Genomic DNA, 22,249 nt, shown 5'->3' on the forward strand with positions numbered 1-22,249 from the left:
TTTGATTTTACAAAAGCGTTGATAAATATCAACGCTTTTTTTTATCATTTCTCATCGTTTCGGGGCGTGCTGTTGCTGCAATTTTACATCATAAAACAAAACAGATGAAAAAGCAAACAATAGTAGTAATTGGAGCAACAGGCGCACAAGGCAAGGGTATTGTAAATGCCCTTGTAAACGAAGGCTCTTTTAATGTGAAAGCAATAACCCGTAATCCGGAAGAATATACAGGCAAGGCAAATGAAGCAGTTTACGCAGATCTAAAAGATTTGCAATCCTTAAAAGATGCTTTTACAAATGCTTATGGTGTATTTGTGGTAACCAACTTTTGGGAAGGTGCCGACGAAATTACTCAGGGTAAAAATGCCATTGAAGCAGCAAAAGCAACAGGTGTACAACATTTTATTTGGTCAACACTCCCGGATGTTGAGCTTATTAGTGAAGCAGGATTTGAAGTACCTCATTTTAGTGGCAAAGCCAAGGTAGATGAGCTGGTAAAAAGTGCAGGGTTCAAATATATAACATTTGTTCAGCCGCCGTTTTATTTTCAAAACCTTGTTGGAATGCTGGGACCACAACCAAAACAAGATGGCACAACCGGCTGGACACTACCGATTGACCCAACAAAAAAAGCGATTCACATGTCGGATATTAATGACCTGGGAAAAGTTGTCGCCGGTGCATTTTTGCAGCCCGAAAAAGTTGGAAACGGTAATTACCTTGCCCTGGCAACCGGGTTGTACAGTTTTAATGATATCATAGAAGCCTATAAAACCAATGGCAAAGACCATAGCTTTTCGCAAGTGCCGGCTGAAGTGTTTTCAACTTTTTTTGAAGGAGCAAAGGAGTTAGCAGATATGTTCGGGTATTTTGAAAAACACACGTACATGGGCCCAGGTTCGGAATCACGGATTGAATTGGCAAAAGAAATTGCCACCGGCGAATTTGTTGGCCTGCAGGAATGGTTGAGTAAAAACAATTAAGAAAATGAAACCATCATGAGCTACCACTCAAAAAACAAAATGAGTATAGCTCATGATAGCTTCATCTCCATTTAAAACGGCGAAGCCTTCTTGAGTGCCAATAAAAAACGAATTATAAAACGAAAAAACAAATCATATTCTGATGAAAAAGAAAACGAGTTTCTCAACAACAGGCAATAGTGCCGCAGTAGGCCAGCTATCAATCCAACGAATGTTGCCTAATCGGTACGCCAACAAAGTGGGTCCCTTTGTATTTCTCGATTATGTTCGCCCGGTTGTTAAAGAAACCATAACACAAAATGGTATGGGAGCCCATCCGCACCGGGGCATTGCAACATTAACTTACATTCTTCAGGGCGAAGTAGAGCATTTTGACAGTGCGGGAAATGAGGCGATAATTCGTTCAGGAGGCGCCCAGTGGATGAAAGCCGGTAATGGAATAATTCACGATGAAAATCTAAATTATGATTCCCAAACAGAGAGCAAATTTATCCAGGGTTTTCAGTTTTGGATAAATTTACCTGCAAAAAATAAAGCCGAAAAGCCTGCTCATATCGCTATACAAGCCAACGAAGTCCCCAAAAAAGAATTGCCGAATGAAGGTGGTTGGTTAAAGGTTATTGTTGGGAACTATGAAGAATTGAGTTCGAAAATCCCGAATTATTCTAAGCAGTTTTTGTATCATATTCAATTAAAAGCAGGGGCACAATTTTCAGTAGCAATAGAAAGTGAAACAGAAGTTGCGGCCTTTTTACCCATACAAAATGTGATGCTAAACGACACTGAGTTTCAGGCAGGTGAATTTATTGAGTTTGACAAAATGGCCGGAGAAATTGAAATAAAAAACAATTCTTTAACAACCATCGATGTCCTGTTATTTGGCGGTGAAGAATATACAGAACCTGTAGTAGCAGAAGGTCCGTTTGTAATGAATTCGCAATCAGAAATAACAACTGCTTACCGGGATTTTCATGACGGAAAATATGGGAAGATAAAACTAACAGCACAAAAATAAATTAGCCCGGGATGAATATCATCATAAAGTATTAAATGAATCCTGTTATGAATAACAACAACACCAACATCGTTAAGGGCTTTGCCATGGCCGCAGGCGAAGGAGAGCGCATCTGGTTTGTAGCCGATACGTTGACGCTCAAGGCGACCGCTGCGACCACCGGTAAAAGCTATACAGTAGTTGAATGCCTGACTACCCCTGGCGGCGGGCCTCCGCCGCACATCCACACCAGCGAGGACGAGTTTTGGTATGTGCTCGATGGAACCTTCGAAATCCATATCGGCGATGAGGTGCATGCCATCGGGCCCGGCGGGTTCGCCTTTGGGCCACGCGGTACGCCGCACTACTTCCGCAACACCGCGGCTACCCCAAGCCGGATCCTCCTGACTTTCACGCCCGGCGGGATCGAGGATTTCTTCCGCGAATCTGGTCAGCCGGCAATCAATGACGGCCCCGCGCCCCCGGTCGACGAGGCCGAAATCGCCCGCATGAAAGCGGCGGCACCGAAGTACGGCATCGAGCGAGCGGCTATCGAAGACTAAGTATGGGCTGCAAGACTCAAAATATTATTTTCCTCAAGTCCTCAAGCAAATAGTTCGGGGTACAGTCACGCAGCCAAATAGCTCTTTTTGACAATTGCAAATTCCGGGTTCTATTCAAGCGCGGTAACTATAAAATCATTCACCGTTTACGTCATAAAGTATCCTGAGAAAACAACTATTTTATGATTCCTTTAACTTTCAAATCCTGGATTATGGGTTCTATAAGCCTTAAAAAGCTTTCTAAATATTGAAAGTATTCCTGCTGATGGGTACAAGTCCGTGAACAGAACGAATTTTCGTTTTACCACGGACTTTTTTATTTTATAACTCACTATTAATTTAAAAAAAAGGGTCAAGCAGAATAATTGTTAAAGGTATTCCCGTTTAAGGGTCACCAAAGTTCAATAAAACAAAAAGCCCTTAAATCATAGATTTAAAGGCTTTTTGATACTGGTTGGTATCGCTTTTTGTCGGGATGGCAGGATTCGAACCTGCGGCCTCCACATCCCAAATGTGGCGCGATACCGGGCTACGCTACATCCCGTTCCCGTTGGGGTTGCAAAGGTAATATTATAATTCAATTAATCAAAACTTCTTAAAAAATCATCGGTAAGAAATAACTGCTGTCAGTCTCCCGGTCTACAGATGACCGGCATCAAACCTGGCATGGTAGTAGTTTATAACGGCAAAACAAACTTATTAGCATTTGTATCGCATCAAAAAATCATATATCTGAGAAGCTATTTTTAAAGCCGTCAATTGAATGTCCTTATAAACAATTTTAAAATTGAAAACAAAATTGTAATCAACATGTTACAATAATATCATCTAACTAAAACTTTTTTCTATGAAAAAGATATGTTTAATATTGTTTGCAGCCAGCATTATATGGTGCATTCAAACTACCGGAGCCCAGGTCCAGGACACCACAAATAACAAAGTGGAGATAAAAAAGAAAGTAAAAAAAAGCGCCCACGGCCGTACAATAACAAAAATCAAAGTGGAGGGCAGCGGCACGGCCAGCGCAATAAGCGGAGCAGCCGATGGCGCTGTAACAGGCCATTTACCTGAACCGCCAAAACTAGCGCCGGCACCGCCACCACCAACCGTAGTTGTAGTGCATGATACCGTAAAATCGCAGGTACCGGTACCTGTAGTTGCTCCGGAACCAACACCGGCGCCAGCGCCGCCTCCAACACCAAAAACAACAGAAGTTACTAAAACTACAACGGAAATAACGCCGATTGTTACAACCAGTTCAAGTACTCATGTTGTTGCGCATAAAACAACTGCTTCAAAAAAGCCTGTACATGTATATCGTCGTGTTTATAAAAAAACACCGGTGGCAACAAAAACGACTACTACCACCACAACGGTGAAAAAAACCGAGTAAAAGTACCACCACTTGCGAATAACAAAAGCGGGACTGTTGATTACAACAATCCCGCTTTTCATTTTTAACATCCTATTAACAGCAAAAGCAGCAGCCAACATGGTTAAAAGATATTTTTTTTGCCTTGCGACGTTTTTTCAAACAAAAAACCCTCCGAAATTTTAATTCAGAGGGTTTTGATTTGATCTGGCATCGCTTTTAGTCGGGATGGCAGGATTCGAACCTGCGGCCTCCACATCCCAAATGTGGCGCGATACCGGGCTACGCTACATCCCGTTCCCGATTGGGTTGGCAAAAGTAGGATTTTTAATCAAGTTGCAAAATTTTTTTTTAATTAAATTTCAAGTTAAATTATAACCTCTTCATTAGCGCACATTTGACCTTAAATATTCTTTTGCGTTATACTATTCGAAGCTATAGATGATAGTTTATGTCCTACAAATCATTGGCTATAGTCACGCTCCTATTAATTCAGCTTGCTCGATTTATTCATTAATGCGGCAGACACTCCTAAGCAAATTAATATACCAATAACCAACCCGCCGAACAGCCTGCCCGAAAAAGCGAACAGGTTGCTCGCCATATCAAAATAGTTAATGTAAACGATGCCTGCCAAACAGGCAAACAGGCCACCGATAAGCAAAATCCTAAAGCTTTGAAATAAGGCATCAAAAAAACCGATCTCGCCCTGCTTATCATCCTCACGGTAGCGTTTCACCCCAAAATAAACACCGCAAAAAGGTATCAGCAACGACAAATATTCAACCGGACTTACATGGTTCCCGGTGCTGTTATACCCAAACGACCGCATGATGAACAACCAGGTACCACTAAGGATACCCAGGATTAAACCTGTTACAAATGCATTTTTCATAATTTAGGGTGGCACATGATAATGCCTGATATAAAAATGCAAAATTTTTAGCTGTTTATCAGGAAATAATGTCTTTTTATTAGCGTTAATTCAACTTCAAATTTGTGAGCAACTGATCAGTCCTCCCCCCTAATTAAAACAGTACCGAACAGCGCCCGCCCAAAATACTGCAATAAAAAAGCCGCTAAAATTTAACGGCCCATATTTTTTCTGTCTTGATTCTTGACTCTTAATTCTTGCCTCTTCTTCTCCGTTCTTTCACTATCAAACTCAGTTCACGGCTCATTTGGCCCGCAATGGCGGTATTTTCCTGTGCACGGCGGAACAAGTATGGCAGCACGGCTTTTATTGGCCCGTAGGGCACATATTTGGCCACATTGTACTGCGCATCGGCCAGGTTAAAGCTCAGGTTGTCGCTCATGCCCAGTAACTGCGAAAAATATACGTGCGGGTGCTTATGATCGATACCCTTGGTATCCAAAAGCTCGGCCAGCAGGCGGCAGCTTTCCTCGTTGTGGGTGCCGGCAATAAAGGCAATTTCGTTAATATGGCTGGTACAATAATCCAATGCCGAGTCATAATCCAGGTCTGTTGATTTTTTATCAGGCTGAATTGGCGAATTGTAACCCATTTCCAGGGCACGCTTACGCTCTTTTTCCATGTAAGCGCCGCGCACAATTTTGGCCCCTAATATAAAGCCCTCGCCTTTTGCAATCTCGTGGTCGTTTAATATCGATGCCAGCTTATCGTGGCGGTACATTTGGTAGGTGTTATAAACAATGGGCTGCTTGGTGTTAAATTGCGTCATCATGGTTAAAGCCAGCAGGTCAATCGTTTCCTGTATCCAGCTTTCTTCGGCATCAATCATCACCGGCACGTTGCTTTTATGGGCTTTATCGCAAATGGCTAATACCCGGCTTTGCACCCTTTGCCATTCACTTTCCTCATCGGGCGTAAGTGGCAGGCGGGCGTCAAGCTTCTCTAACAAAGCAAAACGACCAACTCCGGTTATTTTAAATACGGTTAACGGTATTGCTTTATCTTTTGAGGCCCGTACTATCGTTCGGATGATCTCGTCCCGGGTGTTATCAAAAACGGCTTCATCGTCCTCTCCTTCTATCGAGTAATCTAAAATAGTACCTACCCCGCCGCTGTACAGGTTTTTAATGGTATTATCACATTCGGCAATGGTTTCGCCGCCGCAAAAGTGTTTAAATATGGTAGCCTTGATGATACCCTTAATCGGCAGGCCTATTTTAATGGCAAAGTTGGTTACCGGGGGACCTATCTTTACCAAAAAGTTAACATTGATGATCCTGAATAACCAATAAGCACGGCTAAGATCTGCATTAGATGAATGACGAAAAGCTATTTCTGTATTTTCAAAAGAGGGCTTACCGTGTTTGGAAGTATTATTAGTTTCGTTAGAAAGCATGCGCAAAATTATAAAAATGATAACTCATTATTCCATGAATAGTTTATTTTTGCCCACCATGATTGAATTTAAGTTAAACGGCGACTTTATCCCGATGATACAACTACTAAAAGCAGCCGGCCTGGTACCCACCGGAGGCGAGGCGCAAATAGTTGTAAGTGAGGGCGAAGTAAGCTATAACGGACAGGTTGATTACCGCAAACGCCTTAAAGTAAAACGAGGCGACCTGGTTGAATTCAGAGGAAATAAAATCATGGTTATTTAAATTATGGACACCATTCAGAGCGATAATTACCCCATTTTTTTTGAAAATAGTATTGATGAACTTGCCAATTTTGTAAAACAAGGCAACTACTCTCGTTTTTTTATTTTAACTGATGAAAATACCGCCCAACATTGCCTGCCCCTTGTAAAAAGCAAGATAGAAGACCAGGACAATTTTGACATCATTGAAATAAACGCCGGCGAAGAAAGCAAGGACATTGACTTTTGCATCGGCATCTGGAAAATGCTGATTGATTTTGGGGCCGACCGTAAAAGCCTGCTTATTAACCTTGGCGGCGGCGTTATCAGCGACCTGGGCGGCTTTGCCGCATCGACATTTAAACGCGGGATTGATTTTGTACACGTACCTACTACCCTATTATCGCAGGTAGATGCATCAGTAGGCGGTAAAACCGGCATCGATATCGATAGCATTAAAAACATCATAGGTACCTTTACACAACCCAAAGCTGTATTTATTGAATTGGGCTTTTTAGATACCCTGCCCCCAAAACAAATCCTATCCGGCCTGGCCGAAATGTTAAAACATGGGCTTATCCAGGACGCCGCTTATTGGAACCAGTTAAAAACCAGCGACCTGAGCAAACCATCTGCCGAGCTGGTGCACCGGTCTGTCGCCATAAAAAATAAAATTACCGTGGAGGATCCGCATGAAAAAGGGATCCGCAAGGCTTTAAACTTTGGTCACACCGTTGGCCATGCCGTTGAAACCTATTCATTGATCAACGATAAAGATCATTTATCACATGGCGAGGCCATTGCAATAGGCATGATCTGCGAATCGTACCTGGCCTATAAAAAAACAGGTCTGCCGGCCGAAGAGTTAAAACAGATAACAGATACACTGAATAACCTGTATCCGCGTTATACCATCAAACAATCAAGCTTCGAAACGTTGTTCGAGTTCATGAAGAAGGACAAGAAGAACCAAAGCGGAAATATAAATTGCACCCTGCTGACCAACATTGGTCAATGTAATATTGATAATATCTGCACAGAAGCCGAACTTTGCGATAGTTTATTGTATTATATTAACTTGTAAATGCAGCACTTAGATAAAACGGAAATAAGCGCCATTGTAATACTTTGCCTTTTAGTTATTTTAACCCTTGTAGAAATGGGTTTAAGTTATTGGGAAGACAGGCATTACTACGAAACACGCGATACTTTTACCAACATTTATCTCACCTCGCTTGCCGTTGTAACCAACCTGATAGTAAAAGGCAGTACATTTATCATCCTGAGTTTCACTTACAGGTACAGGTTGTTTCAAATCCATAACGTTTGGCTATATTGGTTTGTACTGATTGTTGCGCAGGATTTTTTGTATTGGCTGCTGCATTATATTGGCCATTATTGCCGCATTTTTTGGGCTATACACGTAACTCACCACTCGTCAGAACACTTCAACTTCACTACCGGTTTCAGGTCAACCGTGTTTGAGCCGTTGTACAGGGTGTTTTTTTACTTACCGCTCGCGCTGTTTGGCTTTACCGCTTTAGATATTTTGTATGCCTACCTGGTTACCCAGTTTTATGGTAACCTGGTACATACCCAATATAAAATCCCGTTGCCAAAATGGTATGGGTGGATTTTTGTAACACCAGCACATCACCGCGTACACCATGCATCAAACATCCCCTATCTTGATAAAAACATGGGCATGGTATTAATTTTATGGGACAGGATATTTGGCACCTTCAGAGACGAGGATTTGCCCGAACCTGTTAAATACGGCATTACAAAACAACCCGATGACAGGGGTCCGGTAAACGTTATATTCCACGAGTGGAAGGCGTTGATACACGATGTTAAACATGCGCCAGGCGTTAAAAACAAGCTTGGTTATTTATTTAACCCGCCGGGCTGGAGCCATGACGGCAGTACGCAAACTGCAAGGGTAATGCAGCGGGAATATGAGGAGAAGGCGGCGTAGTGTGTATTTACTCGGCAATTGCCCAATTTTCTATCTCAATATCATTAAGTCTTTCAAAATCAGATACGTTTCTTGTAACCAAAGTTAAATTGTTGTAGATAGCAGTTGCGCCAATCAGTAAATCAAAATCATCTAATATCTTACCCGCTTTCTTTAATCTGGCCTTCTCTTTAGCGTAAATATCTAATGAATTGAAGATGGGTATTGTGGTAAACCATTCTTGAAGTTGCACTATCTTTCGAGCATTCTTATCCGGAAAATCACTATTCTCGGCTCCAAATTTTAGCTCTGCAATTGTTATTTCAGAAAGAAAGAATCTGTCGAATCCAATTGCCTCAATTTTTTCATCGAGATTATAAAGTCCTTTTAAAAGGTAGATGCAAATATTGGTATCAAGAAGGTATTGTTTCAAAATGCTTCGGTATCTCTCGTAAACTTCCTTGCCTTTTTTAAATCCTCAATTATTATCTCAGCTGATTTTTCTGGTATAAAATCGCCCGTAATAGATTTTAATGTAGCTGACCCTTGTTTCTTGTCAGATTTTAAAGAGTCGGACAAGCCAGAAATAAGGTCAAGCTTATTATCGGGGCTTAAGTTTTTAAAAAGCTCAAGATAACCATCCACCAATTTTTTATTTATACCAGCTGTTTGCATATGTATGTTTTTACATTCTATTTAAACAAATATACAAATCAATCGTCATTTTTTTAGGCATAATAATTTGTCCTTATAAGGGTACCAAATCAATTTGCATACTATATTTGGACTAACCGATTCCAGCTTTATGCCACAACTTATATCCAAACTACAACATAACACTTACGAAAAAGGTGAATTCTCTGACGAGCAGCCAAGAAATTTGGATGAAACAATTCAACTGATAAAAGACTTTCCCTGGGATTTAGAGCGCCCCTTAACCGATATTCAACTAACCGGCCCATCGGTAACTATTCAGGACGATGATATTAATTATCTAAAACTGGGGCTTTATTTCGGCGGCAAATTTTGTGTTTACTATCTTGACAGGGATAATCATTTATACGAATACCACGCTGCCGATATTGAGGCCGCAGAAAAACTTGTTGCCGATTTTTTCAATAAAACATTGGATCCAAGCGTTTTCGAGAAGCATTTTTTTAATATCGGGAACAAGCCACATTTTATTACCAATAACTTTGAGTACAGGATGAAACCCCTGCGGATTGCCTTGGTTATGAGCATTCCGGTTATTTATTTGTTATTGTTTGCCGGAGTTATGCTGGATGCCAGTCAAAGCAATAAAGATATCGTGGGTCTTGCTCTGCCTATGCTGGCAATTGGGGCAATTATTTTATTGATATTTTATAAGGTTTTTGAAAAGCGGCAGCAATACCTTCAAATTTCGCGCGGTAATGATAGGTTTTCTTTCGGAAAAGATAAAAATAGCATTGTCGTATACTATAAAAAGGACATTAAAAAGATAGCTATTTATCGTGACCGAAGTTCGCGGCGATCGAGTTTATTTGAAGATACCGGGATTGTGTTTAACGATAATCAATGCCTTAAACTTTCAAACCTGCTGATATCGAGATATGATCTTTTGAGCAAATTCCCTGAAAAATTGAATATTCCAGTTGTTTATGACCACGATTAGGCACCACAAAAGAAGTCAAAACGCATTTTTACAATATAAAATTTGGTTCACCCACTTTTTTCATCAAAAAATAAAATTTTCTATTGACAGAATCATTTTTTACCGTACATTTACAACGTAATAAAAAACAAATGAAATTTAACAGTGCATATTTTTATGGTTACTACTTTTACTTTACCAGTAAGAGCCGGGACTAATATGTACTAAACACACATAAAAAATTTAAAAAGTCCCGGCACAAAATGCCGGGACTTTTTGCATTAACAGGGGTTATGAAAATAGAAAAACCAAGAGTTGCCATACAGGGAATCCGCGCCTCCTTCCACGAAGAAGCCGGCCTGCGTTATTTTGGCGAAAACGCCCAGATGATTGAGTGCAACTCTTTTAAACAAACTTTTGAAAGTTTAAAAAACCGCGAGGCCGATTATGTGGTAATGGCTATTGAAAACAGCATTGCCGGCAGCATATTACCTAACTATACTTTACTGTTAGATTATGGTTTCCCTGTTGTAGGCGAAATTTACCTGCCCATTCAACTGCACCTGATGGCTTTGCCTGGTGTAAAGTTTGAGGATGTAAAATACGTAACCTCGCACCCTATTGCCCTGCGCCAGTGTGTTGATTTTTTTGACGAGTACCCGCACCTTAAAATTGTGGAGAGCAGCGATACCGCCGCCTGCGCCAAGCGCATCCGCGATGAACAATTAACGGATACGGTAGCTATCGCCAATTCATTGGCGGCAACACTTTATGGCCTTGATGTTTTGGAGCGCCGCATCGAATCAAACAAACGGAACTTTACCCGCTTTTTGATCCTAACCCACCATGACAACATGGATAAAAAACCGGCCAATAAAGCGTCGCTTTGTTTCCAGGTAAGTAATAAGGTTGGGGCTTTGGCCAAAGTGCTTAACATTTTTGCCGAAGAAGGTTTAAACATGAGCAAAATACAATCCATGCCTATTCTTGGTAAGCGTAACGAATACAATTTTTATGTAGATGTGGAGTGGGACGAGCAGAAACACTACGATAGCGCTATACGGCAGATACTGAAATACACACAAAACTTTAACATACTTGGCGAATATGAAAGACACGATGACGAACCATCAGTAGCACCCAAACCCCAACGAATTGACCGCGGCAGGCGATATATCAACATTCGCCGCAACGTTTAAACAAATAAAGGCGATCCCGCAAGGTCACCGAACCAAACAGGAAATCAAAAAATTAAAACATAAAACAACCCCGGTTAAAAAAACAAGTAGCCGGAACAAATAACAAACACAATGAAACTAAATTTAAACATACAGCCGCTTCATACCTGGATTAAAACCGGTAAAGAACCATTGGTAATTGCAGGCCCCTGCAGCGCCGAAACTGAAGATCAGCTGGTTGCAACCGCTCACTTATTAGCCCAAACCGGTAAAATTTCTGCCTTACGCGCAGGTATCTGGAAACCACGTACCCGCCCGGGAGAGTTTGAAGGTATTGGCTCAATTGGTTTGGAGTGGTTAAAACGCGCTAAAGCCGAAACAGGCTTGCCAACCGCTATTGAAGTAGCTACCGGTAAACATGTTGAAGAAGCTTTAAAGGCAGGTGTTGATATCCTTTGGGTTGGCGCCCGTTCAACAGTAAACCCTTTTACCGTACAGGAAATTGCTGATGCTTTACGTGGTGTTGATGTACCGGTAATGGTTAAAAACCCGGTAAACCCCGATCTTTCTTTATGGATTGGCGCTTTAGAGCGTATCAACAACGCCGGTATTACTAAACTTGCTGCTATTCACCGTGGTTTTTCATCTTACGAAAAATCTGCTTTCCGTAACGAGCCAATGTGGGATATCGCTATCGCCTTAAAAACTTTAGCGCCTGAGTTGCCTATCATTAATGATCCAAGCCACATATCGGGTAACCGCGACCTTATTGGTTACATTTCACAAAAAGCTTTGGATTTGGATATGCAAGGTTTAATGATCGAATCGCACATCGATCCAAGCGTAGCCTGGACAGATGCTAAACAACAGGTTACCCCTGCTGCACTTGCTGATATCATCAGTCATTTGGCTTTACGTAAACCAGAGGTACGCAACGCCGAGGTTAACGATAAACTGGCCGAGCTACGCAACCAGATTGATAAAATTGACGATTTAGTTATCCAGAAAATTGCCGAACGCATGCTTATTGCAGATAAAATTGGTCAGCATAAAAAAGATAATGGCATCACCATTTTACAGGTTGGCCGTTGGGACGAAATTCTGCAAAAACGTACTAACTACGCTAAAGCATTAAAATTAGGCAGCGAGTTTACCGAAAAATTACTGGAGCTTTTACACGCCGAATCTATCAGCAGGCAAACAGCCATCATGAACGCCAGCGAAGCAGGCCAGGCAGCAGAAAAACTAACACACGCGTAATTTTAAGTCAAAAGTTAAAAGTCAAAAGTCAAAAGTGGTTTAATCTATTGGCTTTTGACTTCAGACTATCGACTTAGGACTTAAGACTATCCAAACGATGCAAAACATCATCCTGAGTAAAAGTAATAAGTATATAAAAGGCACGGTTAACCTCACCGGTTCAAAAAGTGAATGTAACCGTGCCCTCATTATCGAAGCGCTGAGCAACGGTAAGGTTAAGGTAGATAATGTATCCGATTCGGCCGATTCTGTGTTGTTAGCAGGCATTTTGAGGTCGTCAGTTGGCAGTAGTCAGTTGGCAGTTAGCAGCGGGGAAGCACTCACCACTCACGATTCACCACTCACTACTCACCACTCACCACTCACCACTGTCGACATCGGCCCGGCCGGTACGGCGATGCGTTTTTTAACGGCTTATTATGCCATACAGGATGACGAGGTAATTTTAACCGGCAGCCAGCGCATGAAGGAAAGGCCGATAGGTGTATTAGTGGATGCGTTGACGGTGCTTGGTGCCCATATAGGTTTTGAAGAACAAGAGGGCTACCCTCCTATTAAATTAAAAGGTGGTTTTGAGCAGCTAAGCCGTCAAATCAGTATCAAAGGTAACATCAGCAGTCAGTACATTACCGCACTTTTGCTAATTGCAGCCCGGTTACCGCTTGGTTTGGAATTACATATTGAAGGCGAACTAACGTCGCGCCCATATGTAGAAATGACCCTGGCTATGTTACAAACAGCCGGCATCCAGCACACCTGGACCGGCAATGTGATTGCCATAGCCAACCAGGAATTTGCAACAACATCATTATATATTGAACCGGACTGGAGCGCCGCATCATATTGGTATGCCATTGCGGCCCTGGCCGATGAAGCAGAAATATTCCTGACCGGTTTAACTGCATACAGCCTGCAGGGCGACAGCGTGATAACCGAGATAATGGCCAACTTTGGTATCACATCGCAATTTAAAGATGGCGGTGTACATTTACTAAAAGAGGCCAAACCACTAAGCCGTAAGATCTTCGACATGAAGGAATGCCCGGATTTGGCACAAACCGTAATTGTAGTGTGCGCGGCATTAGGTCACGAAGCAACATTTACCGGTTTAGAAACTTTGAAGATCAAAGAAACCGACAGGGTTTTAGCTTTACAAACCGAGCTTGCCAAAATGGGTGTTAAACTCATTGAAAAAGGCCAGGTTTATAAACTGGATTGCAGCGAAAAATTCATCCCGGAGCGTATGTTCATCAACACCTACCATGATCACCGTATGGCCATGGCTTTTGCACCACTGGCGCTGGTTGTTCCACAACTGGAATTTGAAAACGGCCCGGTAGTCGACAAATCATACCCAGCATTTTGGAATGATTTGGCGAAGCAAGGGTTTGCAGTGGAAGCGGTAGAAGGTTAAAGGGAAAAGGTGAAAGGGAAAAGGTTAGGTCATTCACTAAATATGTCATTGCGAGGCACGAAGCAATCGCGAACTTTGCAAGACAACCATGCAACCGACGAGATTGCCGCGCTACGCTCGCAATGACGTAGTGAAATTTGCAACCCTGAAAAAAAACAACACACCCGTCATTGCGAGGTACGAAGCAATCCCGAACTATGTGGGACGTAGCATGTCGGGGATTGCTTCGTACCTCGCAATGACGGTTTAATTAGAATTAAATTCCCGGGATTGAGCTATCTCAAATCTCATATCTAACATCTCACATCTAAAAAAATGGCAGGCAATTCATTCGGGCAAGTATTCAGGATAACCACTTTTGGCGAATCGCATGGCGAGGCCATTGGGGTAATTATAGATGGCTGCCCTGCACAATTGGTAGTTGATATCGATTATATACAAGGCGAGCTGGATAAGCGTAAGCCTGGCCAGTCGAAGATTACCACACAGCGTAAAGAGGCAGATACGGTACGGATTCTATCCGGCGTATTTGAAGGAAAAACCACGGGCACACCCATCGCTATGCTGATCCCGAATGAAGATCAGCGATCAAAGGATTATACCCACAATGTGGATGTGTTCCGCCCCTCCCATGCCGATTATACTTACCAAACCAAATATGGCATTCGCGACCACCGTGGCGGTGGCCGTTCATCAGCCCGCGAAACGGCGGCACGTGTTGCAGCAGGCGCATTGGCCAAGCTATTGCTCAAAACACAGGGCATCGAGATTGCGGCTCATGTAAGCAGCGTTGGCAAAATCTACGCGCCTAATGTGGAGATTAAAAACGTTCAGGAATTTATTGACGAACGCGAGAAAAACATTGTAAGGTGTGCCGACCCAGCAACAGCCGAAGAAATGATTGAGTTTATTGACAGCGTACGCAAAGACGGTGATACCGTTGGCGGTAAGGTAAGCTGCTACATAAAAAACTGTCCCGTTGGCTTAGGCGACCCGGTATTTGACAAATTACATGCCGATTTAGGTAAAGCCATGCTAAGCATCAACGCCGTACACGGTTTTGAATTTGGATCGGGCTTTGCCGGCAGCGAAATGCGGGGATCTGAGCATAACGATATTTTTGTAAAGTCGCATTTAGGCGATATAACAACCATTACCAATTACTCGGGGGGTATCCAGGGCGGTATCAGCAATGGCATGCCTATCGAGTTTAAAGTAGCCTTTAAACCGGTTGCCACCATCATGAAAAACCAGGCCACTATTGATAGCGAAGGTAACGCCGCCCAAATATCGGGCAAAGGCCGCCATGACCCTTGCGTGGTGCCACGCGCGGTACCTATTGTTGAGGCTATGGCCGCACTGGTTTTGGCCGACCATTGGTTGCGTAACCGTAATTCAAAACTGAGCTAAAAGCATAAAGCCTAAGGCAGAAAGCATTTATTGAAGGTTGCTTTGAGCTTTTAGCATTCGGCCTTAAGCTTTCTGCCTTAAAAACTATCTTTGCGTAACCATGCTAAGTCCTCTTATCCAATCATACAAAAACGCCTACTACGGACTATCTAAAAACAGCTGGTACCTGAGCCTGGTAATGCTCATTAACCGGAGCGGCACTATGGTAGTTCCGTTTATGAGTGTTTATATGATCAGGCAACTGCATTTTACGGTAATACAGTCGGGTTGGGTAATGGCGTTTTTTGGCATTGGTGCATTTGGAGGCGCATTTTTAGGTGGCAAGCTAACCGATAAAATAGGTTTTTATGATGTGCAGGTTGGAGCCTTGCTTTTAGGCGGCATCCAGTTTATTATTTTAGGATACCAGCATACCTTCATTAGCATCTGCATCCTTACGTTTGTGCTCAGTGTTTGTAATGAATCGTTCAGGCCGGCCAACTCAGCAGCCATTGCACACTACGCTGATGAGGCTAACCGAACACGTTCCTATTCGTTAAACCGGCTGGCAGTTAACCTGGGCTGGGCGGTTGGTGGCGGCCTGGGCGGTGTTTTAGCATCAATTAATTATCATTTACTTTTTTGGGTAGATGGCTGTACCAATATCTCGGCCGCGGTACTTTTGCTTAGCCTTATGCCACGCTCGCAAATCAGGAAATCGGTAAAAAGTGTGGCAAAAGCCGTAAAATCGGCGGCAGCCCATACAGATGGGATATTTTTAATATTTATTATTTTAAACACCCTGTTTTCCTGCTGCTTCTACGAGTTTTTTATAACCCAACCCGTATTTTACGTTATACAGTGGCATCTCAACTCCAGTTTTATTGGCTTTTTAATGGCGCTCAACGGAATTTTGATCGTATTTATCGAAATGGTACTTGTACACAAACTTGATGGCAAAAAGCATCCCTTAACTTACATCAGCATAGGTGTGCTATTATCCGGCATTACGTTTGTTTTATTGAACATACTGCCCCACAATGCCGGGATTGCTGTTTTGATAGTAGTAATGATAACTTTTGGCGAAATCATCGCCATGCCATTTATGAATTCGTTTTGGGTAAGCCGAACCAATAATAGTAACCGGGGCTCTTATGCTGCTATTTATGGCATGTCGTGGTCGGCAGCACAAATTATTGCTCCCGCCGTTGGCGCACGAATTATTACCTATGGTGGTTTTGATAGCTTATGGTGGGTGTTTGCCGGCATCTGCCTGTTTGTATCGGTAGGATATTACATCATGAGAAAACGCACAACAAGCAAACCGATCACCTTGAACCCTGTTGAAAACATATTATGAAAAAGGCCATTATTTTAGACCTGGATAACACCATATACCCGGTTAGCTCAATTTCTGAAAATCTTTTTGGCGTGGTGTTTGAATTTGTAGACAGCCTGGCCGAAGAAATTGGTACAGAAGAAATAGAGAAGGTGAAGGCAGAAATGCAGCGCCGCCCCTACCAACAGGTGGCCGAAAAATTCAACTTTAGCGAAGCTGCTAAAAATAAAGGCCTCGACTTGCTTAAAGACCTGGAGTATGCCCTTCCTATGCAACCTTATGAGGAGTACAAATGCATTAAGGAGACTCCAATAGATAAATACCTGGTGACCACCGGCTTTACCAAGCTGCAATGGAGCAAAATACGGCTATTGGGCATAGAGGCCGATTTCAAAGCGATTTATATTGTTGACCCGCAAGTATCCTCAAAAACAAAAAAAGACATTTTTGCTATGATTATGAGCGACAATGATCATCGGCCCGAAGAGTTGTTGATTATTGGAGATGATCCCGAATCTGAAATAAAGGCGGCAAGTTCATTAGGTATCGATACGTTTTTATTTGACCCCGAAGACAGGCACGCTGGTGCGGTAGTAACTCACTCATCAAAAAGCCTTAAGGATGCAGTAGCTATGTTTATGTAAATAGGAAGCTACAGATTCTACAAACCCTGTTTCAAAACCTTAACTGTAACCAGTAATTGCCCCAAATGGCGCATAGTATGCTCTGCAGCATGTACACACAAGCCAATTACAGTTGATGGCACTTGGGCGCGCCCCACTCCTCTTATATCAGCTAAAGTAGATTCATCGGTATTGGCCAATTGTTTCACAGCGCTATCAACCTGCATGTTAAATTGCTCAACTAATGCCGCTGCACTGATGGTTTCATCGGGCTTACCTTCCGCGGCTAAATAGATTAATTGCTCTTGGGAGAGAATATCTCCTTTTGCATAGGTAAAAAGCCTGTCGAGCACACCGGTCAAATGCTGTAAATGAAAACCTGGTGATGCCATGCCCGCAACTTTATTCCACAACAATAGGTCTGGGAAACCGGCCATCAGTTCATTCAATTCTTCCCTGGCCTGCAATAAAGCATGTGCCACTGGCTGCAGCAACGCGGGGATATCACTTAAAGGGCCGCGTAACCAAACTTCGGGTAGTTTAACTTTGTCCATTATTATTTTTGCAGCATGGCTTTTACTTCATCATGGTTAAGGGTTTGTGGCAGGTTGTAAATTTCCTTTACCCTATCGTGGGTATTATCCGTCCATAGCCAGCTTGTCCATACCATAAACCAGGCCCATTGGGGCTGGGCTGCCAATACTTCAGGTTTGGGCAGCTCGCCGGTTTCGCCAAGCACTATAATTTTGCCGTTGGCCAGGCTTAGCAACTCATTGTAATCTCTTTGTTCGTAATCAAAGTGATAAACGTCCGATCCCAGGATATCAACATAATCGGCACCGGGATAATATAGTTTATAATCGTATGCTTCATCTTTGGGGATATCGCGTAAACCGTTTGCCCCCCATACCCATATCAGGTTATTTAGTTTATGATAATTGGTGTACCTATCGTACATCATTTTCCAAAGCTTTTGGATACCATTTTTGCCTTTTTTGTCGCCCCACCAAAACCACACCCCGTTCATTTCGTGGTATGGTCGCCACAAAACGGGTACATGTGAGTCTCGCAACTGTTTTAAGTAAACCGCCTTTTTATCTATATCTGCCAGCCATCTTTTATTTAAAGGCGTATTTGGTGTAGTCAATTCTGTCCACTCGGCATCGGTAAGCTTACCCTGTATACTTGTTTTCCAGTCATACGGCGCATCGTCAGTTGGCCTGCCCTGGTGCCACATAATGGTAACCAGGTAACCATCGTGCCATTTTTTTTGAGCCTCGTAAACAAGCTTTTGCCCAAGGTCTTTATCGCCCCACAGCATAAAATCAGAACCCCACAAAGCGGGATATTTTCCGGTAATGGCGTAAGCACTATCCGAAAACGTATTCAAATCGCTATTATAATTTTGCTGGCCAGACAGGATATGCTTTCCCCTTATTTGATATAAAAAGGATAGTAACTTTGCTGCTTCGGCTGAAGTATTTTTATTTACCGGTTTAAAATCCTGGGCAGTTGCCATAAATGGCAGAAAACATGTTGCTATAATTAATAATTGTCTTTTCATTAGCGACTCATGGAGCGATTAGTCAAATATTGCTGATAAATTGTCTGATTTCAAATTTAATTAAAAACTTGCAGCGGTTGTGGTATGGCAATTGCTATTAATGAGCTATATTTAACAGTAATTTATACTTATGCCTCCCGTCACGACAAACAAACAATCACTTTCCTTTATACTGATTTCATTATTTGCTTTTTTGTTAATCATTCAAAGCTGTAAAGAAAAGCATAACAAAATAGCCACTAATCTTTTTAAAACAACTCAAAACAAGGTTTTTAAAGATCTTGATGACGATGCATATACCGCTGTGTTTAAAAAAGAGTTGGAAGATGAAAAATTAAAGCTATCCAACGAGCCGGCTATAGAGGCTTATTACAAGGCCAATAATTACATGCCTGTATTTGTAATGAACCACCTGGCCAATGGCGACCTGGATGCTATACCGGATTTTTGCAATAAAGCTGATGAGCACGGCATTGATCCTGAACTATTCCACCCCGGAGAATTAAAGGCTATGATTGCCAAATTTCATGACAAAACCAGTATCAGTAATACAGACGAAGCTTATCATGACCTGGCTAAACTGGAATTGCAGGCAACCAGCACACTTACAAAATATGCCAATGCCATACAGTTTGGCGTAGTTAATCCCAAAAAAATCTATTCAAGGTATTTTACTGCTACCAAACACCCCGACAGCGCGTCAATGAAAGCCGCACTAATGGCCGTCGATACTAAAGCATACCTTGATAGCATACAACCTAAAGACCCGCAATATATTGCGCTGCAAAAGGCATATCTGCACGGTGATACGTTTGATGGGCTATCAAAGGAAGAAACCCAACGCTATCTGTTGGTTAATATGGAACGTTTGCGCTGGCGAAATAAACCCTATGAGCCCAAATATGTATATGTAAACATCCCTGATTACAGGCTTGATGTTTTTGAAAATGGAAAATCCATACTAAACATGAAGGTTTGTGTTGGGCAGGGCCGAAACATGGATGGGCAAAACAGCCTTGGTAAATACGATGATACCTGCGCTATTGATAAACCTTTCCCGCGCGAAACTCCCCAGTTGAACAGCGTAATTCACAGTGTGGATGTAAACCCGGTATGGAATATTCCGCGAAGCATTGCCACCAAAGAAATTATTATAGAGGCTGCCAAAGACAGGTATTACCTATCCAACAAAAACATTGATGTTTACAAAGACGGAAACCTAATTGACAATCCGGAAGAAATTGACTGGACAACAGTTACTAAAGATAACCTGGATTATGATTTTAAACAACGGCCCGGCGAGGATAACTCCTTAGGTAAAATCAAATTCCTGTTTAAAAACAAAAGCAGCGTTTACCTGCACGATACTCCCGCAAAATTGGCCTTCGGAAAAGCAATGCGTGCAGTGAGCCATGGTTGTGTGCGCCTTGGAGACCCACAGGCCCTTGCCAAAAACCTTTTTGGCGAAGGCGAAGATTTTGATACCATTGTGAAAGACATGGCGACTGACAATCCTGACCCCACCAGCATAGCACTGCCTAAAAAAACACCAATCTATATTACTTACGTTACCTGTTGGGCTGATGAGACTGGTGCATTACAATATAGGAAAGATGTGTACGGGCTGGATATTGTGTTATATGATCACCTTAAAAAATTTCTTACCAAATAAAAAATGCCCGGCTGGTTAGGCCGGGCAATCAGATTTATAATTGGATAGGCTATATTCTATAGCTTTGCGATATCAAAAGATGTAGAATCGGCAGCTACCTGGTTTAAGGGCGCTGTTTCATCCAGGTATTTTGATGTGTAAGTGTCGTCATTACCGTTGATAAAAATCACTGATTTACCCTGAATAGTATTGATCACAAAATCAACAACATTGGGCGCTACTGCCGGGCAGCCAAAACTGCGTCCCAAACGCCCCTGTTGGTCAATAGCACCTTGCCCAACGTACTTTGCTGCGTGAACTACAATATCGCGAAAACGGGCACTGGCATTAAAACCAGAATCTAATCCATCCAAATGTAACGACCGGCCGTGTTTGCCTATATAAACATTATCGGTAAGGTAAAAACCTAAACTGCTTTGGTGCGAATCGTTACGATCAGAAAAATGCTCGGCCATTTCCATGCCGCTTCCTGATCCATGGGCCACCCAGGTATTTAACAACAGTTGTTTACTAAATAAATTGACAATCCACATGCGTTTTTCGCGACTCGATTTGCTAAAATCGACTATAGTTAGCACCGCGCTGTTTTCTGGTATTTTATGTGATAATTTTAGGTTGGTATAACCGGTAAAGGCTTTTTCAAATACATCAAAAGCTAACCCCGATCCTTGCAACCCTGCAGCCATATACAGGCTATTTACGTACTGGTTAAATAATTCCTTGGCAGCAAGACTTGAATTTACCCCTCCATTTGATTTGTTAGCACCCGGCGATCTCCAACTTATAACTGTTGCAGAAAATAAAAGAATCGCCAACATTAAGCCCCAAAAACATTTCCTCATACTTGTGTTGAGTTTAATTTTTAATCAATAAGTTAAATTAGTGAAGGCTTAGAATTGATAATTGACCGGCATTAGGAACCGGACAATTACAAATATATAAATTCCAATCTAATTAAAAAATCATTTTTAACATTTTTTTAGTTATAATGAAATTTTATTTCAATAAAGGAAATTACAATACAGGGTTATACGATGTAAATAATGGAAAGGTTTGGATTATTTATTTAACCCATTTAACTTTATTTTCAAGAGGAACGGTTCTTTTTCCTTCGGGGTTTTGATCGGCATAACCCAGGTACAATACGCCCATTACCTGATCTTCTTCCCGCAACTGCAAAAAATCTTTAAAACCTGGTTTTAATATGGCCCCACCCGTACTCCAGAATGAAGCCATACTTAAAGCTGTAGCGCCGAGCAGGATGTTTTGAATAGCACTGGAAACAGCCGCCACCTCTTCAAACGCAGGAATTTTTGCCAGATTACCTCTTTCCATAATGGCGATAATAACATGGGAAGCTTTATCACCCTGGTGTTGAAGGTTGCTGTAAACAGTTTCATTAAATTCTTCGGCGTTTACCCCTTGCTTGTAAACATCGGCATGTATCTGGCAAAACTTAGTGGGATCTTCATATACAATAAAGCGCCACGGTTCGGTAAAGCCGTGCGTTGGCGCCCAATCAGCAAGTTCAAGCAGGGCGGCAACATGACCATTTGGAGCCTTGTGCCCGTTCATCACACCGGGTTTAACCGAACGACGTGTTTTTATAATACTGGCAATAGTTGCGAAAGAATTAGAATCCATGATGGGGGAAGAATCAAGAATTAAGAGTCAAGAATTAAGAGTCAAGAAACAGGACAAAAATTAAAACTATTTAAGCAACTGGATATGAAGA

Annotated in this window: 23 protein-coding genes and 2 tRNA genes; 15 read left to right on the plus strand and 10 right to left on the minus strand. The window is 42.2% G+C overall.

Translation table 11 applies throughout. The annotated features are described in order from the left end of the window. The first annotated feature begins 104 nt into the window (after positions 1-104). The 3 genes from AC1RM2_RS29395 (at position 105) to AC1RM2_RS29405 (ending at position 2,540) form a co-directional block, all read left to right on the plus strand. Positions 105-983 carry an NmrA/HSCARG family protein gene (locus AC1RM2_RS29395; protein ID WP_492988716.1) on the plus strand — a complete coding sequence of 293 codons (879 nt, stop codon included), beginning with the start codon at positions 105-107 and terminating at the stop codon, positions 981-983. 142 nt (positions 984-1,125) lie between these two features. After that, on the plus strand, positions 1,126-1,998 hold the full coding sequence (locus AC1RM2_RS29400; protein WP_492988717.1) for a pirin family protein: 873 nt from the start codon (positions 1,126-1,128) through the stop codon (positions 1,996-1,998). Between the two features lie 47 nt (positions 1,999-2,045). Then, complete coding sequence (locus AC1RM2_RS29405; RefSeq protein WP_492988718.1) at positions 2,046-2,540, plus strand: quercetin 2,3-dioxygenase; 495 nt, start codon at positions 2,046-2,048, stop codon at positions 2,538-2,540. A gap of 470 nt (positions 2,541-3,010) precedes the next feature. Here AC1RM2_RS29405 and AC1RM2_RS29410 read toward each other — a convergent pair. After that, positions 3,011-3,084 (minus strand) — tRNA-Pro (locus AC1RM2_RS29410). Between the two features lie 303 nt (positions 3,085-3,387). On the opposite strand from AC1RM2_RS29410, the gene AC1RM2_RS29415 reads away from it, so the two are divergent. Then, on the plus strand, positions 3,388-3,933 hold the full coding sequence (locus AC1RM2_RS29415) for a hypothetical protein (RefSeq protein WP_492988719.1): 546 nt from the start codon (positions 3,388-3,390) through the stop codon (positions 3,931-3,933). Between the two features lie 202 nt (positions 3,934-4,135). On the opposite strand, the gene AC1RM2_RS29420 is transcribed toward AC1RM2_RS29415, so the two are convergent. The 3 genes from AC1RM2_RS29420 to AC1RM2_RS29430 all read right to left on the minus strand — a co-directional run bounded on the left by AC1RM2_RS29420 (position 4,136) and on the right by AC1RM2_RS29430 (position 6,242). Continuing rightward, positions 4,136-4,209: transfer RNA gene (locus AC1RM2_RS29420), tRNA-Pro, on the minus strand. A 190-nt stretch (positions 4,210-4,399) separates the two neighbouring features. Further along, positions 4,400-4,807, minus strand: a complete 408-nt coding sequence (locus AC1RM2_RS29425; protein ID WP_090650085.1) for a DUF4199 domain-containing protein — start codon at positions 4,805-4,807, stop codon at positions 4,400-4,402. A 229-nt stretch (positions 4,808-5,036) separates the two neighbouring features. Beyond that, the gene (locus tag AC1RM2_RS29430) at positions 5,037-6,242 is read right to left on the minus strand and encodes a proline dehydrogenase family protein (RefSeq protein WP_492988720.1); all 1,206 of its coding nucleotides are present in this window, start codon (positions 6,240-6,242) and stop codon (positions 5,037-5,039) included. Positions 6,243-6,300: 58 nt separating this feature from the next. Between AC1RM2_RS29430 and AC1RM2_RS29435 the strand changes: the two genes are divergently transcribed. From AC1RM2_RS29435 to AC1RM2_RS29445, 3 genes are read left to right on the plus strand one after another with little or no spacing between them, the layout of a single operon-like run. Then, a complete protein-coding gene (locus AC1RM2_RS29435) occupies positions 6,301-6,507 on the plus strand; it encodes an RNA-binding S4 domain-containing protein (RefSeq protein WP_090650080.1) in 207 nt (68 codons plus the stop codon). A 3-nt stretch (positions 6,508-6,510) separates the two neighbouring features. Continuing rightward, positions 6,511-7,569, plus strand: a complete 1,059-nt coding sequence (aroB, locus tag AC1RM2_RS29440; RefSeq protein ID WP_492988721.1) for a 3-dehydroquinate synthase — start codon at positions 6,511-6,513, stop codon at positions 7,567-7,569. After that, positions 7,570-8,463 carry a sterol desaturase family protein gene (locus AC1RM2_RS29445; RefSeq protein ID WP_492988722.1) on the plus strand — a complete coding sequence of 298 codons (894 nt, stop codon included), beginning with the start codon at positions 7,570-7,572 and terminating at the stop codon, positions 8,461-8,463. It begins immediately after the preceding gene. Between the two features lie 7 nt (positions 8,464-8,470). Here the strand turns inward: AC1RM2_RS29445 and AC1RM2_RS29450 are convergent, their stop codons facing one another. Continuing rightward, positions 8,471-8,875: a type II toxin-antitoxin system VapC family toxin gene (locus AC1RM2_RS29450; protein WP_492988723.1), complete on the minus strand. Its 405-nt coding sequence runs from the start codon at positions 8,873-8,875 to the stop codon at positions 8,471-8,473. Next, the gene (locus AC1RM2_RS29455; RefSeq protein ID WP_492988724.1) at positions 8,872-9,117 is read right to left on the minus strand and encodes a hypothetical protein; all 246 of its coding nucleotides are present in this window, start codon (positions 9,115-9,117) and stop codon (positions 8,872-8,874) included. Before AC1RM2_RS29455 ends, AC1RM2_RS29450 begins: the two co-directional genes overlap by 4 nt. A gap of 130 nt (positions 9,118-9,247) precedes the next feature. On the opposite strand from AC1RM2_RS29455, the gene AC1RM2_RS29460 reads away from it, so the two are divergent. The 7 genes from AC1RM2_RS29460 to AC1RM2_RS29490 all read left to right on the plus strand — a co-directional run bounded on the left by AC1RM2_RS29460 (position 9,248) and on the right by AC1RM2_RS29490 (position 17,299). Next, on the plus strand, positions 9,248-10,096 hold the full coding sequence (locus AC1RM2_RS29460) for a PH domain-containing protein (RefSeq protein WP_492988725.1): 849 nt from the start codon (positions 9,248-9,250) through the stop codon (positions 10,094-10,096). A gap of 272 nt (positions 10,097-10,368) precedes the next feature. Further along, complete coding sequence (locus tag AC1RM2_RS29465; RefSeq protein WP_492988726.1) at positions 10,369-11,274, plus strand: prephenate dehydratase; 906 nt, start codon at positions 10,369-10,371, stop codon at positions 11,272-11,274. Between the two features lie 111 nt (positions 11,275-11,385). Beyond that, complete coding sequence (locus AC1RM2_RS29470) at positions 11,386-12,513, plus strand: chorismate mutase (RefSeq protein ID WP_492988727.1); 1,128 nt, start codon at positions 11,386-11,388, stop codon at positions 12,511-12,513. Positions 12,514-12,610: 97 nt separating this feature from the next. Further along, positions 12,611-13,927, plus strand: a complete 1,317-nt coding sequence (gene aroA, locus AC1RM2_RS29475) for a 3-phosphoshikimate 1-carboxyvinyltransferase (protein WP_492988728.1) — start codon at positions 12,611-12,613, stop codon at positions 13,925-13,927. Between the two features lie 315 nt (positions 13,928-14,242). Further along, positions 14,243-15,337, plus strand: coding sequence for a chorismate synthase (gene aroC / locus AC1RM2_RS29480; protein ID WP_492988729.1), 1,095 nt, complete (start codon positions 14,243-14,245; stop codon positions 15,335-15,337). 100 nt (positions 15,338-15,437) lie between these two features. Continuing rightward, positions 15,438-16,676 (plus strand): MFS transporter, encoded by a 1,239-nt coding sequence (locus tag AC1RM2_RS29485; RefSeq protein ID WP_492988730.1) that lies wholly within the window; start codon positions 15,438-15,440, stop codon positions 16,674-16,676. Then, on the plus strand, positions 16,673-17,299 hold the full coding sequence (locus tag AC1RM2_RS29490; protein ID WP_492988731.1) for an HAD family hydrolase: 627 nt from the start codon (positions 16,673-16,675) through the stop codon (positions 17,297-17,299). Before AC1RM2_RS29485 ends, AC1RM2_RS29490 begins: the two co-directional genes overlap by 4 nt. A 17-nt stretch (positions 17,300-17,316) precedes the next feature. Here the strand turns inward: AC1RM2_RS29490 and AC1RM2_RS29495 are convergent, their stop codons facing one another. Both AC1RM2_RS29495 and AC1RM2_RS29500 read right to left on the minus strand, forming a co-directional pair. Next, positions 17,317-17,832, minus strand: coding sequence for a DinB family protein (locus AC1RM2_RS29495; RefSeq protein WP_492988732.1), 516 nt, complete (start codon positions 17,830-17,832; stop codon positions 17,317-17,319). Between the two features lie 2 nt (positions 17,833-17,834). Continuing rightward, entirely contained in the window at positions 17,835-18,797 is a 963-nt protein-coding gene (locus tag AC1RM2_RS29500; protein ID WP_492988733.1) for a glycosyl hydrolase, read from the minus strand. Between the two features lie 175 nt (positions 18,798-18,972). Here AC1RM2_RS29500 and AC1RM2_RS29505 point away from each other — a divergent pair, with 175 nt between their 5' ends. Next, positions 18,973-20,514: a L,D-transpeptidase scaffold domain-containing protein gene (locus AC1RM2_RS29505; RefSeq protein ID WP_492988734.1), complete on the plus strand. Its 1,542-nt coding sequence runs from the start codon at positions 18,973-18,975 to the stop codon at positions 20,512-20,514. 56 nt (positions 20,515-20,570) lie between these two features. Here the strand turns inward: AC1RM2_RS29505 and AC1RM2_RS29510 are convergent, their stop codons facing one another. Both AC1RM2_RS29510 and AC1RM2_RS29515 read right to left on the minus strand, forming a co-directional pair. Next, on the minus strand, positions 20,571-21,356 hold the full coding sequence (locus AC1RM2_RS29510) for a murein L,D-transpeptidase catalytic domain family protein (RefSeq protein ID WP_492988735.1): 786 nt from the start codon (positions 21,354-21,356) through the stop codon (positions 20,571-20,573). Between the two features lie 220 nt (positions 21,357-21,576). Further along, the gene (locus tag AC1RM2_RS29515; protein ID WP_492988736.1) at positions 21,577-22,158 is read right to left on the minus strand and encodes a nitroreductase family protein; all 582 of its coding nucleotides are present in this window, start codon (positions 22,156-22,158) and stop codon (positions 21,577-21,579) included. Positions 22,159-22,249: the final 91 nt, after the last annotated feature.

The organism is Mucilaginibacter sp. GW822-FHT03E02 (genome assembly GCF_058801545.1).